Annotated in this window: 15 protein-coding genes and 1 tRNA gene; 6 read left to right on the plus strand and 10 right to left on the minus strand. The window is 68.1% G+C overall.

Translation table 11 applies throughout. The annotated features are described in order from the left end of the window. Positions 1-992 (minus strand): UTP--glucose-1-phosphate uridylyltransferase (locus WB461_RS11185; RefSeq protein ID WP_423852811.1); only part of this gene is annotated, 992 nt, incomplete at its 3' end. A 23-nt stretch (positions 993-1,015) separates the two neighbouring features. Here WB461_RS11185 and WB461_RS11190 point away from each other — a divergent pair. Continuing rightward, entirely contained in the window at positions 1,016-1,576 is a 561-nt protein-coding gene (locus WB461_RS11190) for a 5-formyltetrahydrofolate cyclo-ligase (RefSeq protein ID WP_423852812.1), read from the plus strand. A 66-nt stretch (positions 1,577-1,642) separates the two neighbouring features. Here the strand turns inward: WB461_RS11190 and WB461_RS11195 are convergent, their stop codons facing one another. After that, a complete protein-coding gene (locus WB461_RS11195) occupies positions 1,643-2,680 on the minus strand; it encodes a hemolysin family protein (protein ID WP_423852813.1) in 1,038 nt (345 codons plus the stop codon). Next, positions 2,677-4,038, minus strand: coding sequence for a hemolysin family protein (locus WB461_RS11200; protein WP_423852814.1), 1,362 nt, complete (start codon positions 4,036-4,038; stop codon positions 2,677-2,679). Before WB461_RS11200 ends, WB461_RS11195 begins: the two co-directional genes overlap by 4 nt. 84 nt (positions 4,039-4,122) lie before the next feature. On the opposite strand from WB461_RS11200, the gene WB461_RS11205 reads away from it, so the two are divergent. The 3 genes from WB461_RS11205 to mscL are packed head-to-tail and all read left to right on the plus strand — an operon-like array spanning position 4,123 to position 5,512. After that, positions 4,123-4,413 carry an FmdB family zinc ribbon protein gene (locus tag WB461_RS11205; RefSeq protein ID WP_423852815.1) on the plus strand — a complete coding sequence of 97 codons (291 nt, stop codon included), beginning with the start codon at positions 4,123-4,125 and terminating at the stop codon, positions 4,411-4,413. A 52-nt stretch (positions 4,414-4,465) separates the two neighbouring features. Further along, positions 4,466-5,056 (plus strand): SAF domain-containing protein, encoded by a 591-nt coding sequence (locus tag WB461_RS11210; RefSeq protein ID WP_423852816.1) that lies wholly within the window; start codon positions 4,466-4,468, stop codon positions 5,054-5,056. A 57-nt stretch (positions 5,057-5,113) separates the two neighbouring features. Then, on the plus strand, positions 5,114-5,512 hold the full coding sequence (gene mscL, locus WB461_RS11215; protein ID WP_423852817.1) for a large conductance mechanosensitive channel protein MscL: 399 nt from the start codon (positions 5,114-5,116) through the stop codon (positions 5,510-5,512). A 6-nt stretch (positions 5,513-5,518) separates the two neighbouring features. Here mscL and WB461_RS11220 read toward each other — a convergent pair whose 3' ends face one another. The 4 genes from WB461_RS11220 to WB461_RS11235 form a co-directional block, all read right to left on the minus strand. Next, positions 5,519-5,695: a hypothetical protein gene (locus tag WB461_RS11220; protein WP_423852818.1), complete on the minus strand. Its 177-nt coding sequence runs from the start codon at positions 5,693-5,695 to the stop codon at positions 5,519-5,521. After that, complete coding sequence (locus WB461_RS11225) at positions 5,676-6,578, minus strand: NAD-dependent epimerase/dehydratase family protein (RefSeq protein WP_423852819.1); 903 nt, start codon at positions 6,576-6,578, stop codon at positions 5,676-5,678. Before WB461_RS11225 ends, WB461_RS11220 begins: the two co-directional genes overlap by 20 nt. A gap of 127 nt (positions 6,579-6,705) precedes the next feature. Further along, positions 6,706-7,485 carry an HAD-IIA family hydrolase gene (locus tag WB461_RS11230; RefSeq protein ID WP_423852820.1) on the minus strand — a complete coding sequence of 260 codons (780 nt, stop codon included), beginning with the start codon at positions 7,483-7,485 and terminating at the stop codon, positions 6,706-6,708. Between the two features lie 4 nt (positions 7,486-7,489). Further along, entirely contained in the window at positions 7,490-8,431 is a 942-nt protein-coding gene (locus WB461_RS11235) for an extracellular catalytic domain type 1 short-chain-length polyhydroxyalkanoate depolymerase (protein ID WP_423852821.1), read from the minus strand. 89 nt (positions 8,432-8,520) lie between these two features. On the opposite strand from WB461_RS11235, the gene WB461_RS11240 reads away from it, so the two are divergent. Together WB461_RS11240 and WB461_RS11245 are read left to right on the plus strand one after the other, a co-directional pair. Further along, positions 8,521-8,594, plus strand: a tRNA-Arg gene (locus WB461_RS11240). Between the two features lie 75 nt (positions 8,595-8,669). Then, positions 8,670-9,665, plus strand: coding sequence for a DNA topoisomerase IB (locus WB461_RS11245; RefSeq protein WP_423852822.1), 996 nt, complete (start codon positions 8,670-8,672; stop codon positions 9,663-9,665). 9 nt (positions 9,666-9,674) lie between these two features. On the opposite strand, the gene WB461_RS11250 is transcribed toward WB461_RS11245, so the two are convergent. The 3 genes from WB461_RS11250 to WB461_RS11260 are packed head-to-tail and all read right to left on the minus strand — an operon-like array spanning position 9,675 to position 13,324. Further along, on the minus strand, positions 9,675-11,015 hold the full coding sequence (locus WB461_RS11250; protein WP_423852823.1) for a dihydrolipoyl dehydrogenase family protein: 1,341 nt from the start codon (positions 11,013-11,015) through the stop codon (positions 9,675-9,677). Positions 11,016-11,074: 59 nt separating this feature from the next. After that, entirely contained in the window at positions 11,075-12,298 is a 1,224-nt protein-coding gene (locus tag WB461_RS11255) for a S8 family peptidase (RefSeq protein ID WP_423852824.1), read from the minus strand. A 42-nt stretch (positions 12,299-12,340) separates the two neighbouring features. Beyond that, complete coding sequence (locus WB461_RS11260) at positions 12,341-13,324, minus strand: 1-aminocyclopropane-1-carboxylate deaminase/D-cysteine desulfhydrase (RefSeq protein WP_423852825.1); 984 nt, start codon at positions 13,322-13,324, stop codon at positions 12,341-12,343. Positions 13,325-13,354 lie beyond the last annotated feature (30 nt).

Below are 13,354 nucleotides of genomic sequence, written 5' to 3' on the forward strand. Positions count from 1 at the left end.
ATCTGCACGACCGCGGTCGAGTTCGGATCCGTTGGATCGACGGTCTTGTCGTTGCGGATCAGTGGCAGTCCAAGGATGCCGTTTCGGGCCTGGAGTGTCTGCTTCACAACCTCCAGATCGAACCACAGGTTGTTGGTGTGGAAGTAACGGTGTCGCTGCGCGTCGGCAGCTGCGTCGGAATCCTCCGTCGCGGTCTGCGCTGTCTCGCGCAGCACCAGCCGTCCATCACTCCTGCGCACCACGATGTGGCCGCCCTTGACGTCCGCAGGCGTACGTCGGCAGACCTCTGCGGCGTAGGGCGCGCCCGAGGCGGCGAACCAGCCCATCATTGCCGGATCCGGCGCGGCACCCAGGTTGTCGGCGTTCGAGACGGTCGCGTAGCGGAAGCCGGCGTCGATCAGTGCGCCCAGGATGCCCGACACCTCGAGCGCCGTGTAGAGATCGCCATGGCCCGGCGGGCACCACTCCAGCGAGGGGTCGGCGGGCCAGTCGACCGGCGAGAGGTCGTCGGCCCGCAGCTTGGGTTCACGATTCTGCAGGAAGTCGATGGGCAGCCCGTCGACGGCGAGGTCATAGCGCGCGAGAGCCGACAGCGTGTCGTCGCGGGTGCGAAAACTGTTCATGAACAGCAGCGGCAGCGGCACGTCGAGGGACTCGCGCACGTGCAGCACCTGGCCGACGATGACATCGAGGAAGGTGAGATCGGGGCGCACCGGCAGCAATGTCTTGGCCCGGTCCAGGCCCATCGAGGTGCCGAGTCCCCCGTTGAGCTTGATCACGGCCGTGGCGCCGGCCGCCGCACGACACTCCGCCTCGCTCAGGCGCAGGGAACCTGCATGATCGATGTGCTCGAGTGGATCCACGTCCGCTTCGCGGATCAGCCCACTCCCGCCCTCTTGAAGCTGGGCATAGAACGAGGAGAACACGTCGATCGCGCGCTGTGGCACGTCTGCATCGGCCATTCGCCGCTGCGCATCTTCCAGTCCGGACATCGGACATACGTTAGCGTCAGACCGTGGCGAAGGCACAGGCACGCGACGACCTGCTGACCCGCCGCCGAGCGATGAGCGCCGCGGAGCGGGCCGAAGCCGCCGACGCGATCGCTCTGCACGTGCTTGCGACGCCGATCGTGGCACGCGCTCGGCGGGTGGCCTGTTATCTCTCGATGCAGTCCGAGCCCGGTACCGGTCCACTGATCGCGGCACTGCACGACCGCGGAGTCGACGTTCTCGTTCCGTTGAGCCTGCCCGACCACACCTTGGACTGGGTCTCATTCGATCCGAAGGCTCCGACCACCACGACCGAGCTCGGCATCCCCGAGCCCGGCGGTGAACGCCTCGGCACCGACGCGCTCGGGTCCTGCGACGTCGTGATCGTCCCTGCGCTGGCCGTGGACCACGCAGGTCACCGCCTCGGGCGTGGCGCTGGCTACTACGATCGCGCGCTGGCAGGCGCACACACAGTGTCGTGCGCTCTGCTGTTCAGCCACGAGCTGATGGCAGAGGTGCCACACGAGCCACACGACGTGCGGGTGCAGATGGTGGTGACTCCCGGCGGCCTGTTCAGGGTCCCTTAGCCAGGACGCGACGCGAGATCATCTGGCCGCCGAGGTGGAGCCCGACGTGGTCCCCCTCGCTGTCGATCACGCCTTCTCTGCGCTGCGAATCTCGCCGACCAGCTCTTCGAGCACGTCCTCCAGCATGATGACGCCCAGGACGGAGCCCGCCTGATCGGCGACCCGCGCCATGTGCGAACCCCGCGCCTGCATCGTGCGGAGCGCTTCGTAGAGGCCCGACCCTGCGACGACCGTGGCAAGAGGTCGAAGCCACTTGTCCGCGATCGGCTCGAGCCGTGACTCCTCGTCGGTCTCGAGGATGTCCTTGATGTGCAGGTATCCCGCGATTTCTCCGGTGGCGTCGAGCACCGGGAAACGGGAAAACCCGGTTTCGGCGCAGGCGCGCTCGACATCGGCGGGGGTCGCGTTCGGCGCGATCGTGACCAGGCCCACGAGCGGTAGCAACACCTCGTCGACCGTGCCCTCGTGGAAGTCCAGGGCGCCGGAGACCAATCCGTACTCGTCTTCGTCGAGCAGCCCCTCCCGACGGGACTCCTCGACCAGCCCGGCCACCTCGTCGTGGCTGTACGTCGAGGCCACCTCGTCCCTGGGCACGATCCGGAACAGTCGGATGATCACGTTGGCCGCGCCGTTGAGGACCACCACGAACGGCTTGAGCACCAGGACCACGCCGAGCATGAACGGGCCGAGGAACAGCGCCGCCCGGTCGGGACCGACCAGGGCAAGGTTCTTGGGCACCATCTCGCCCAGCACGACGTGCGCGAACACGACGACCGTGATCGCGATGAGGAACGACAACGGGTGGACCATGCTTTCTGGGAGCCCGACCGACTCGAAGAGCGGCTCCAGGAGGTGCGCGATCGCGGGCTCACCAACAGCACCGAGGCCCAGCGAACAGATCGTGATGCCGAGCTGCGCCGCCGCCATGACCTGCGTGATGTTCTCGATCGCCCGCATCGCCAGTCGTGCAGGACGGGATCCCGCCTGGATGCGCGGTTCGAGCTGCGTGCGCCGCGCGGAGATCAGTGCGAACTCGGCGGCCACGAACAGGGCGTTCAGCGCGAGCAGCACGATCGCCAGCAGCACTGCGGAGAAATTGCTCATCCCGCCACCACCGCGCCGTCGTCGTCGACCGTCAGCGAGACTCGGTCGATGCGGCGGCCCTCCATGCGTTCGATCGTGAGTGTCACGGCGAGCGGCTCCGGATCATCGCCGTCGTCCTCCGGGGTGCGGTCCAGATACAACGTCACCAGGTCGCCGCGTGAGCCGATGCGGCCGAGCTTCTCGTGGATCAGGCCGGCGATGGTCTCGTAGTCCTCGCCACGGGGCAGCGCTATTCCGGTCTGCTCCTCGACCTCGTCGGGGCGCAGCAGGCCAGACAGCGACCAGGTGCCGTCGTGGCGGTGCCGGCTGCGGGACGACAGCCGATCATGCTCGTCGGCGATGTCGCCGACGATCTCCTCGACCAGGTCCTCGAGGGTGACGACCCCGTCGGTTCCGCCGTACTCGTCAACCACGACCGCCATCTGCATCCCCTGCTCGCGGAGCAGCGACAGCAACGGGTCTAGCTCGATGCTGTCGGGCACGATCGTCGCGGGATCGGCGAGGTCGGACACCCGCACGGAGCGCCGGCGGGCCGGTTCGACAGCAACCGCACGCTTGACGTGCACGATGCCCAGCACGTCATCGGGGCTCTTGCCGATGATCGGGAACCGGGAGTGCCCGGTCTGCCGTGCGGCTTCGATCACGTCGTGCGCCGTGTCACGCCCCTCCACGAAGCGGACTCGGACCCGCGGCGTGCGCACATCGGCCGCGGTCCGGTCACCGAACGCGATGCTGCGCGCCACCAGGTCCGCTGTCTCGTCGTCGATCGCACCCTGCTTGGCCGAACGGAGCACGAGTGACCGGAGCTCAACCGGTGAGCGCGCTGAGCGCAGCTCCTCCTGCGGCTCGACACCAAGCAACCTCAAGATCGCATTGGCCAGGCCGTTGAGTGCTCGGATCGGCCATGCCATGGCCTTGGTGAACATCCGCTGGGGCCACTGCGTCAGCGCTGCGGTGCGTTGCGGCAGGGCCAGGGCGAAGTTCTTCGGCACGAGCTCGCCGACCAGCATCGTGACAATGGTGCTGAGCGCCAGGGCGACGCCGTACGCCACCCCCTTGAGCGTTCCGCCCTCGAGCCCGACTGACTCCAGCGGCCCACGCAGCAGCGTGCCGATCGCGGGCTCGGCGAGGAAGCCGATCGCGAGGTTCGTCATGGTGATGCCGAGCTGCGCGCCACTCAGCTGCGTCGACAGCGACCGCAGCGCCAGCAGCGTGCCCTGTGCGCTGGCATCACCCGCCTCGGCGTCACGCTCGATGGTTGCTCGGTCGACCGTCACGAACGAGAATTCGGCGGCGACGAACACACCACACGCCAGCATCAGCAGGAAGGACGTGGCCAGGAGCAACCATTCGGTCATCGCTGGGCTCCGGGAGGGACGGGATCGGTCACGGTGCGGCAACTGTACCCTTGGAGCGCACCATCAATCGAGCGGGAGCCGGACGTGCCGAAGTATCAGTATCAGTGCAAGGACTGCGGAGAAGCGCTGGAAGTCCAGCAGAGCTTCACCGACGACGCGCTGTCCGTCTGCCCCACCTGCCAGGGAGACCTGCGCAAGGTCTTCAACGCCGTGGGCGTCGTGTTCAAGGGCTCGGGCTTCTACCGCAACGACAGCCGATCCACATCGAACCCGTCGAGCTCGTCCAAGCCCGCTGCCTCGGACACCTCGGCGTCCACTGCCAGCACTCCTGCGCCAGCGCCCGCCAAGAAGGCTGGCAAAGACTCAGCTGCCTGAACCCTGTGGACGGCGGGCTGCGCCGGAGCAGCCAAGTTCCTAGAGTCCGGGCATGGACCGGATCAACCGCCTCGTCTTCGAGCACCGTCGCAGCCTGGCTGCGATCTTCACCGGGCTGGCTGTCCTGGCCGCCCTCGCTGCCGTGCGACCCAGCACCGACGGCGCGGCTGTCCTGGTCGTGCGCCACGACCTGCGCAGCGGTCACATCCTGGCGGCATCGGACCTTCGAAGCACGACTGTCCCTCGCGCCGCCCTGCCGTCCCATCCCCTCGGCCGCGGCGCGGCCGTGGGCCGACGCGTTGCCGGGCCCATGCGTGCCGGCGAGGCCCTGACCGACTACCGCGTCCTCCAGGACGACGCGCTGTCGGGACATGGACCCGGCGCGGTGCTCACCACGATCCGGGTCGACCGTGCCGCGGGACCGACCGGGCTGCACGTCGGCGACCGCGTGGACGTCGTCGCGGTCGACCCCAGCGGCGAGAGCAAGGCCACGGTGGTGGCGCGCGACGTGGAGATCGTGACCCTGCCCACGACCGCGAACGAGCGTGACGTGCTCCCGATCGGAGTCGTCACGACCGAGTCGATCGCCCTCGCCCTCGCAACAGCTGCGATCGACGCCAGATTCAGCCTGCTCACCTCCTAGAGCGATTTCCCGCCATCGCTAGGGTCGGGGGGTCATTTCCATCTGAAAGGGAGCACCATGATCACGGGCTTCAAGGATTTCCTGATGCGCGGCAACGTCATCGACCTCGCCGTCGGCATCGCCATCGGCGTCGCGTTCACCTCGCTCGTCGCCGCATTCGGCGACAACTTCATCAACCCGCTCGTCGCCGCGGTCGGCGGGGGAAGCGAGAAGGGGTTCGGTTTCCAGATCACCGACAGCTCCAAGACTCTCGTCGACATCGGTGGGCTGATCAACGCGTTGATCGTGTTCGCGGTGACGATGGCAGTCATCTACTTCGCGGTCGTCGTGCCGGTCCAGAAGCTGCAGGCCATGCGCAAGCCCGGTCCCGGCGTCGACGAACCAGAGGCTGTTCCGGAGGACACCGCTCTGCTGCGCGAGATCCGCGACGCGCTGGCGCGCCGTCCTGGTCTGTAGCCCGCTCTAGCCGTGGTGGGGCGGGACGTCCCGCAGGTACTCCTCGTCGCGCGACGTCCCGCCGGGCTCGTTCCAGCCTTCGTCCGTCTCGTCAGTCGTGGTGCTGGGCAGCAGGTCGCCGAGCAGCTCGGCGGCCTTGCGCCGGCGCTCGCGCTCGGCCGGGTCAGGCCCGGACGAGGCCATGAAACCAGTCCGGAGTGAGCTGCGGGTGACGAGGTTGCCAGCCCGTGCGATCGCTGAACAGCTGCGAGCTGACCCGTTGCGAGCGGGTCAGGATCTCGAGCTTCTTGCCACCGAGCCGCACGGTCCAGCCAGGCAGGAAGCGGCCGGTCGTCCGACCCGCTGCCAGCGCCATCGAGTTGACGTAGTTGCGTCGCCGCACGGGCTCCGCACCCACGTTGTAGGCGCCACCAGGCGCCATGAGTGCGTGCACGACCGCGGTCCCGACGTCCTCGGGATGGATCACGTGCATCCAGCCCGTCTCCTCCCCCAGACCGATCGAGCGGTTCGCCGCGGCCCGGCGGAACAACCAGGCACTGTTGGCATCGTTGCCGCTGATCAGCCCGAATCGCAACGAAACCGCGGTGCCACCCCAGCTATTGATCGCCGCGGCGTTGTCCTCTGCCACGATGACGGGCTCGGTCGCCCGAGTCACGTCGATCGGGCTGCGCTCGTCGATCCAGTCGTCGCCCTGGTCTGCATACATGAAGCTGAGGCTCTGCTGGATGATCCGACCGACCCCGGCGTCGCGCGCCGCTTCCGCCACGACCCTGGAGCCGCGAAATCGAATCTCGTCGATAGCCTTCAGCGATCCCGGCAGGAGCGCGCGGGTGCCGACCGGCACCCGGGTCGCGAGATTGGCGACAGCGTCACAGTTGCGCATGCCAGCGCTCATCGCCGCACGGTCGAAGAGGTCGCCGAGGCAGGGTTCGGCACCCGCGTCGGCGATCTGCGCGGCGCTCTCGCGCGTTCGGGCAAGACCGACCACGTCGTGGCCGGCGGAGTGCAGCGCCTGGATGGACGATCGGCCCATCACCCCGCTCGCACCCGTGAGAAATACCTTCACGTTCGCTCCCTCGTGGAAGACTCCCCGGACAGTGATCTTCCGGGGCTCTCCGCCCAGGGCCGATGGCCCGGCGGCGATGTCACAAGGATAACAATGCCTCGCAGCCCAGCGTTACCTGACGGTAACTTCAGCCCTGGATGAGCGGGACGATGTCCGCGATCGACTCGAACACCTCGGTCGGCCGGAACGGGAACCGCTCGACCTCGCCCGGTGCGGTCGAGCCGGTCAGCACGAGGAAGGTCCTGAGCCCGGCTTCGAGACCCGAGAGCACATCGGTGTCCATTCGGTCGCCGATCATGACGGTGGTCTCGGAGTGGCCCTCGATCTGGTTCAGGGCGCTGCGCATCATCAGCGGATTCGGCTTGCCGACGAAGTACGGTTCGACCCCGGTGGCCTTGGTGATGAGGGCCGCAACCGAGCCCGTGGCCGGTAGCGAACCGCCGGGCGACGGGCCGGTGGCGTCAGGGTTGGTGGCGATGAACCGGGCCCCCTTCTCGATGAGCTGGATCGCCCTGGTGATGGCCTCGAACGAATAGGTGCGGGTCTCCCCGAGCACGACGTACTCGGGGTCGCGACTGGTCATGATGTAGCCAACGTTGTGCAGAGCCGTGGTCATGCCGGCCTCGCCGATGACGTACGCGGTGCCGTCAGGGCGCTGCTCGCTGAGGAACTTGGCGGTGGCCAGCGCCGAGGTCCAGATCGCCGACTCCGGCAGGTCGATGCCGGCCGCGCGCAGCCGCGCGCACAGGTCGCGGGGCGTGAAGATCGAGTTGTTGGTGAGAACCAGGTACTTGCGGCCCGTCTCCTTGAGTCGGTCGATGAACTCGGCCGCCCCGGGAATTGCCTTGTCCTCGTGAACCAGCACGCCGTCCATGTCGGTCAGCCACGTCTCGATCGTCTTGGTCATGTCCCTATTGTCCATCAGCGGCGTGCCGAGCAAAGAATTTCCAGATTAGGCTGCTGGCGTCGATCTCCAGGGTCGTGGCACCGGACGCCTGTCGAGACGAGGAAGGCTCGCCACCCGGCCAGCGATGACCGCCGTTGTCCGCGACATACACCTCGACGGCCGAGCCCCCGGCACAACCGTTCCAGGCGAAGTGGCGCACGTGCTCGGCCACCGTCGTCGTCGCGCCGGCCGGTGGACAGAAGTCGTGTGCCGCCCACCCGGCCATGATCTCGTTGACCGGGGGCAGCGGCCCGATCGCCGTCGGTGCGCCGTCGTAGGGGACGACCGTGTCCCGGAGCCCGTGAAAGTAGATCAACGACGCGGGCGGCGCCTGGGTGCACGCATCGGCCGGGTAGGGCCCGGAGACCGCGCCGTACGCCGCGAACTTCGTCGTGCCATCGCAGGCGAGCGCCAGGGTCAGCACCGATCCGTTCGAGAATCCGGTCGCGTAGACGCGGCCCGCATCCACGCACGCCTCGGTCCTGACCTCCTTGACCAGGTCACGGACGAAGGCGAGGTCGGAACGCGGGTCCGTGATCGGAGAGCCGAAGTCCCAGCGTGGCACCAGGCCGCGTGCCAGTGGCGCCACGAGCAGGGTTCCGTCCCGATCAGCCAGCTCCTCCATGCGCGTCGTCTCGACGATCGATCTCGGATCACCTCCCAGCCCGTGGAACAGCATGACCACCGGTGCTCGCGAGGACCCGTCGTAGCCAGGCGGGACGTGCAGGAGATACTCCCGGCTCTGCCCACCGGACACGATCGTCCGGGTGCTGTCGCCACCGGGCAGCGAGCGCGCGGAAGCGCAGTCCCGGTCCGCCACGCGGATCACGTCGGTCCGGCCACACGCAGCCATCGTGGACACGATGAGCACAGCCAGCCCGATCAGCGCCACGACTCGTCTCAGCACTGCGACTCCGCCAGATACGGGTACGAACGCGGGCGTGGCATAGAGGCGATCGTATGGTCTGCGACCAACACTGGATAACCTGAGCCCACGCCCTCGTAGCTCAGTCGGATAGAGCGACCGCCTCCTAAGCGGTAGGTCACAGGTTCGATTCCTGTCGAGGGCACCCCGATGAGGCGTCGAGCAGCGCCGCCCGTGACGACATGCGGGCCAGCAGAACCTGACCTAGCGTGTTCTCACCATGGTCAGACTTCGCCGCACCTCCCCCTCGTCACCGGGCTGGGCTCGCACGCGCCACGGCCGCGGCTTCCGCTACCTCGACGAGGACCGCCGGCCGCTTGAGCCCGCCCAGGTCGAGCGCTGCCGACTGCTGGTCATCCCGCCCGCGTGGCAAGAGGTGTGGATCTGTCCTGTGGAGAACGGCCACCTGCAGGCGGTCGGCACCGACGCCGCCGGACGACGGCAATATCTGTACCACCCGGACTGGCGGGTGCGCCGCGACCTGGAGAAGTTCGAGCGCATGCAAGGCTTCGCCGCCCAGCTGCTGAAGCAGCGCGCCGCGTCACGACGCGACCTCGGTGGCGACGCACTGAGCCTCGAGCGGGTCGCTGCGACGGCCTTCAGCCTCCTCGACCTCGGAATGTTCCGGATCGGTTCCGAGCGGTACGTCGAGGAGAACGGCAGCTACGGTCTCTCGACGCTGGAGAAGCAGCACGTGCACGGCACCGGGCGCGGCATGACGTTCTCGTACCCGGCCAAATCCGGTCAGGACGTCGAGGTCACGGTCCGCGACGAGCGCGTGCGGACCGTGCTCGAGACGCTGCGCCGCCGCCGCGGAGGCGGCGAACGGCTGCTGGCGTACAAGGCCGGGCGCCGGTGGCACAACCTGGACGCCGACGACGTCAACGGCTACGTCAAGGATCTGCTCGGTGACGTCTACTCCGCCAAGGACTTCCGCACCTGGCGGGGCACCACGATCGCCGCCCTGTCATTGGCCTCCCACGGGCCGAGCTCGCCGGCTGCCCGCAAGAAGGCTGTTGCCGCGGCGATGCGCGACGTCTCGGAACATCTGGGCAACACTCCGGCGATCGCCCGGTCCTCGTACGTCGACCCTCGCGTGGTGGATCTGTTCGAGGACGGGGTGACGGTCAGCTCCAAGCACCGTCGAGTTGCCCCGGGTGCGACGATCAGCCGAACCCTGGAGCGCCAGGTGCTGCGGATGCTGCGCCGCGCCTAGGCGTACGACTCAGATTGCCGACTCGATCGCACGCCAGAAGGTCGGGTAGGCGTAGATCGTGTTCTGCAGTGTTGCGACCGGGATCTCGGCGCGGACCGCGAAGGCCAGCGCCGACAGCGTCTCGCCGCCCATCGGTCCGGCGCTTGTCGCTCCCACGATGATGTCCCGATCCTCGTCGATGACGATCTTGATCAGTCCATCGTTGCCAACGCCTTGCAGGAAGCCACGGCTGCTCGCCGCGATGTCGGTCAGCCCCACCCGGATGTTGATTCCCTGCTCCCGGGCCTGTGCTTCGGTGATGCCGACGCCGCCGACCTCCGGGTCGGTGAACGTGACGCGCGGGAAGCTCGTGTCGTACTTCTCCTGCGGCTCACCGAGAATCGACCGCGCAGCGCGCTCCGCCTGATACATCGCGACGTGGGTGAACGCGCCGCGGCCCGTGATGTCACCGATCGCCCAGAGACCGTCCTTGACGATCATGTCGTCCTGCACGGTGAGGGTCTTGCCGGGATCCACACCGACCGTGTCCAGACCGATGTCATCGAGCCGCGACGTCCGGCCGGCCGCGACCAGCAGCTGCTCCGCCTCGTGGGTCGTGTCGCCGCAGGTCACCCTGAATCGGCCGTCGGCGTGAGCGACCCGGTCGATGGTGATACCGGCATGCACCCCGATGCCCTCGGACTCGAACACCGAGGCGAGCAGCGCGGAGGACTCCGGCTCCTCAGGGCCCAGGATCCGCGGACCGGCTTCGAGCACGGTGACCTGGGTCTCGAACCGCGAATATGCCTGGGCGAGCTCGAGGCCGATCGCCCCGCCCCCGATCACGATCAATGATGCTGGCGCCTGCTTGCTCGCGATGGCCTCTCGGTTCGTCCAGTACGGGGTCTCGGCCAGACCGTCGATCGGCGGGATCGACGCGGTCGTGCCGGTGTTGAGCACCACGCCCCGGGAAGCGACGTAGGTCTGGCCGTCAACCTCGACCGTGCGATCGCCGGTCAGCCGACCGTGACCGCGTACGAGTTCCGCACCGGCATCGGTGATGCGCCCGGCGGCCACCGTGTCGTCCCAGTCGTCGGTCGCTTCGTCGCGGATGCGCGTCGCCACCTTGGAGAAGTCTGGTGTCACCGAGACGCTTCCCGAAAGCGTCTCGACCCGACGTGACTCGGCCAGGGTGTTGGCCGCACGAATCATCATCTTGGACGGGACACAGCCCCAGTAGGGGCATTCCCCGCCGACCAGCTCTGCCTCGACGGCCACGACGGAGAGCCCACCCTTGGCGAGTCGCGCCACCAGAGCCTCTCCGCCCGGGCCAAGACCGACAACGACGACATCGCACTCATGAACGCTCATGCGCCCAGTTTGTGGCATGCCGAGCCGTGCGGCCAGATCTATGGCCTACGCGTACCCAGCTATCGCGCAGCGAGCATGCGGCGAGGGTTGATCACGCCGTTGCCGGTTCGTGTGTCGTAACCACGGGAGCCGATGTCGTCAGCCGTGGACTGCATCAGCGACCTGACCGTGGAGGCGCGCCAACCTCGACCCAGGTGGGCGATCTCCAGGGCTGCTGCGGCGGCCGCATAGGGCGTGGCCATCGAGGTGCCGGAGAGATAGCAGTACCTCGGCTGGCAGCCGAGGCTGCTGTCAGGCGTTTCCACCATGGTCGAGATGATCCTGCTGCCAGGAGCCATGACATCCACCCACGAGCCGCAGCTGGAGTAGGACGCGGTCGAGCCGTTGGCATCGATGGCGCCGACGCCGACGACACCGGCGTAGGCCGCCGGGTAGGACGTGGGTGAGCCGAGCAGCAGGCCACAGCCTGAGTTGCCCGCTGCCGCCACGACCAGGATGTTCTTGGACTGCGCATACTCGACCGCTGCCTTGCCGGCCGAATCGCTCCAGCTCGATCCCAGGGACAGGTTGATGACGTTCGCGCCGTGATCTGCCGCCCACACGATCCCCCGTGCGACGTCGGCGGTGTCGCCAGATCCGGACGCATCGAGTACCCGCACGGGAAGGATCTGGGCACTGCGGGCGAGCCCGGCTATGCCTTGGCGGTTGCCAGCGAGCGCCGCGATGATGCCGGCGACGTGGGTGCCGTGGCCGTTGGCGTCCATCGCCGACGTGCCCGGATCAACGAAGTCGTAGCCCTTGCGGACCTGACGGCGCAGATCCGGGTGCCAGGCTCGGACCCCGGTGTCGATCACAGCGACGACGACCCCGGAACCCGAGCTCGTGCGCCACAGGCTTTCAGCCCCGAACCGCGTCAGGGCCCACTGCTGGGAGCGATAGGTGTCGTTGGTGATGTCGATCTGCACGGGGTGCGCCATGTCCACGCCGATCGTCGATGACCGGGAGAGCCCCGCGGCGATGAGGTCGAGCGCTTGTTCCGGAGTCGAGGCGATGCTGCTGATGATTCGAGGGCCGGCCGAGGTGCGGGTCGTGGTCACGACCTCGAGCGGCTCACCCGGTGTGGCGGTGGCCAGGATCCGCGCCGCAGTCTGCCTCAGCGTGCGGTCGACGCCGGAAAGGATGTCGTCCGCGGCCCCCGCCGTCGTGGTGGTGGCCGCGACCAGAGCACCCCCGAGCACCGCCGAGGCCAAGATCCGTCCGAATGCCTTGCGCACTGGGGTCACCTTCCGTTCGTTGAGTGATCAACGCTTCGGAACGGCCGGGGGTTACGGCGCGGAGCGAGGTCCGTGGGTCTGCAGAAACAGCACGGGGCCGGCCAAGGAGCCGTCCAGCCCGCGTACCGCGGCCATGGCCTTGGCCGTGTAGACCGGTTCGAGGTCGAGCTCCTCCCGCTCGGCGGCAAGCTCGAGTGACTCCAAACCAGCGGTCGTCGCGGCGCCGTAGGTGTCCCCCATCCATGCCGAAGTGGTGTCCAGATCGTGGGGACCGACGACGGTCCCGACGTCGGCGCCGCGGTCACGCAGCAGGCTCGCGGTGCGGTTGGCCAACCGAGTGACTGTCACGGCGTCGAGCCGGAACGAGTCGTTGACGACGATGCCGAGGACCCGCGTACGAAGGCCGGCCAGCCGAAGTCCCAGGGCCAACCCCGCAGCAGTTCCGCCCGATCCGACCGCGGTCACCAGGGTCGCGGGCTCGGGCATCTCACCCGCCTTCACCTGCTCGGCGATCTCCAGCGCAGTCTCGACATAGCCGAGGCTGCCGATCGGCGAAGACCCACCTGCCGGCAGGTAGTACGGGAGCCGACCACGTCTGGCGTGCCGAGCCAGGATCCATGGTGCCGCGATCCTCAGCCGCCCCACCGTTCGACAGCGGTACATCTCCGCGCCCGACGAGGCCAGCCGGTCCAGCTGTCCCCGCACGTGGTCGTCGATGGGTTGATCGACGAGACCGAGGACAACTCGAAGCCCGTGCTCGCGGCCGTACAGGGCCGCGGCAAGGCCCCAGTGGGTGCCGATGCCGCCGACGGTGAACAGCGTGTCCTTGCCACGCCGATGCGCCTCGGGAATGATCCACTCGAGCTTGCGAACCTTGTTGCCTCCCCAGCCGCCGTTGCCGAAACCGGCCTCGTCCTTGACCCAGACCTCGCTTCGGAGATCGAGGTGCTCGAGGCGGCGTACCGGCGTCGGGCTCTGACCGAGTCGGATGTGCGGGAGATCGGCGGCGGGGAAGCGCTCTCCGAGTCGGCTCATGCTGCCACTGTAGGAGCGACCGACCCACGC

It is taken from the genome of Aeromicrobium sp., assembly GCF_049587115.1.
Lineage (GTDB): Bacteria > Actinomycetota > Actinomycetes > Propionibacteriales > Nocardioidaceae > Aeromicrobium.

Bases quoted from the DNA above. Each gene is read 5' to 3' on its own strand.
- WB461_RS11195 (WP_423852813.1), bottom strand. From the start codon at position 2,680: ATGAGCAATTTCTCCGCAGTGCTGCTGGCGATCGTGCTGCTCGCGCTG.
- WB461_RS11200 (WP_423852814.1), bottom strand. From the start codon at position 4,038: ATGACCGAATGGTTGCTCCTGGCCACGTCCTTCCTGCTGATGCTGGCG.
- WB461_RS11210 (WP_423852816.1), top strand. From the start codon at position 4,466: ATGGACCGGATCAACCGCCTCGTCTTCGAGCACCGTCGCAGCCTGGCT.
- mscL (WP_423852817.1), top strand. From the start codon at position 5,114: ATGATCACGGGCTTCAAGGATTTCCTGATGCGCGGCAACGTCATCGAC.
- WB461_RS11220 (WP_423852818.1), bottom strand. From the start codon at position 5,695: ATGGCCTCGTCCGGGCCTGACCCGGCCGAGCGCGAGCGCCGGCGCAAG.
- WB461_RS11230 (WP_423852820.1), bottom strand. From the start codon at position 7,485: ATGACCAAGACGATCGAGACGTGGCTGACCGACATGGACGGCGTGCTG.
- WB461_RS11245 (WP_423852822.1), top strand. From the start codon at position 8,670: ATGGTCAGACTTCGCCGCACCTCCCCCTCGTCACCGGGCTGGGCTCGC.
- WB461_RS11250 (WP_423852823.1), bottom strand. From the start codon at position 11,015: ATGAGCGTTCATGAGTGCGATGTCGTCGTTGTCGGTCTTGGCCCGGGC.
- WB461_RS11260 (WP_423852825.1), bottom strand. From the start codon at position 13,324: ATGAGCCGACTCGGAGAGCGCTTCCCCGCCGCCGATCTCCCGCACATC.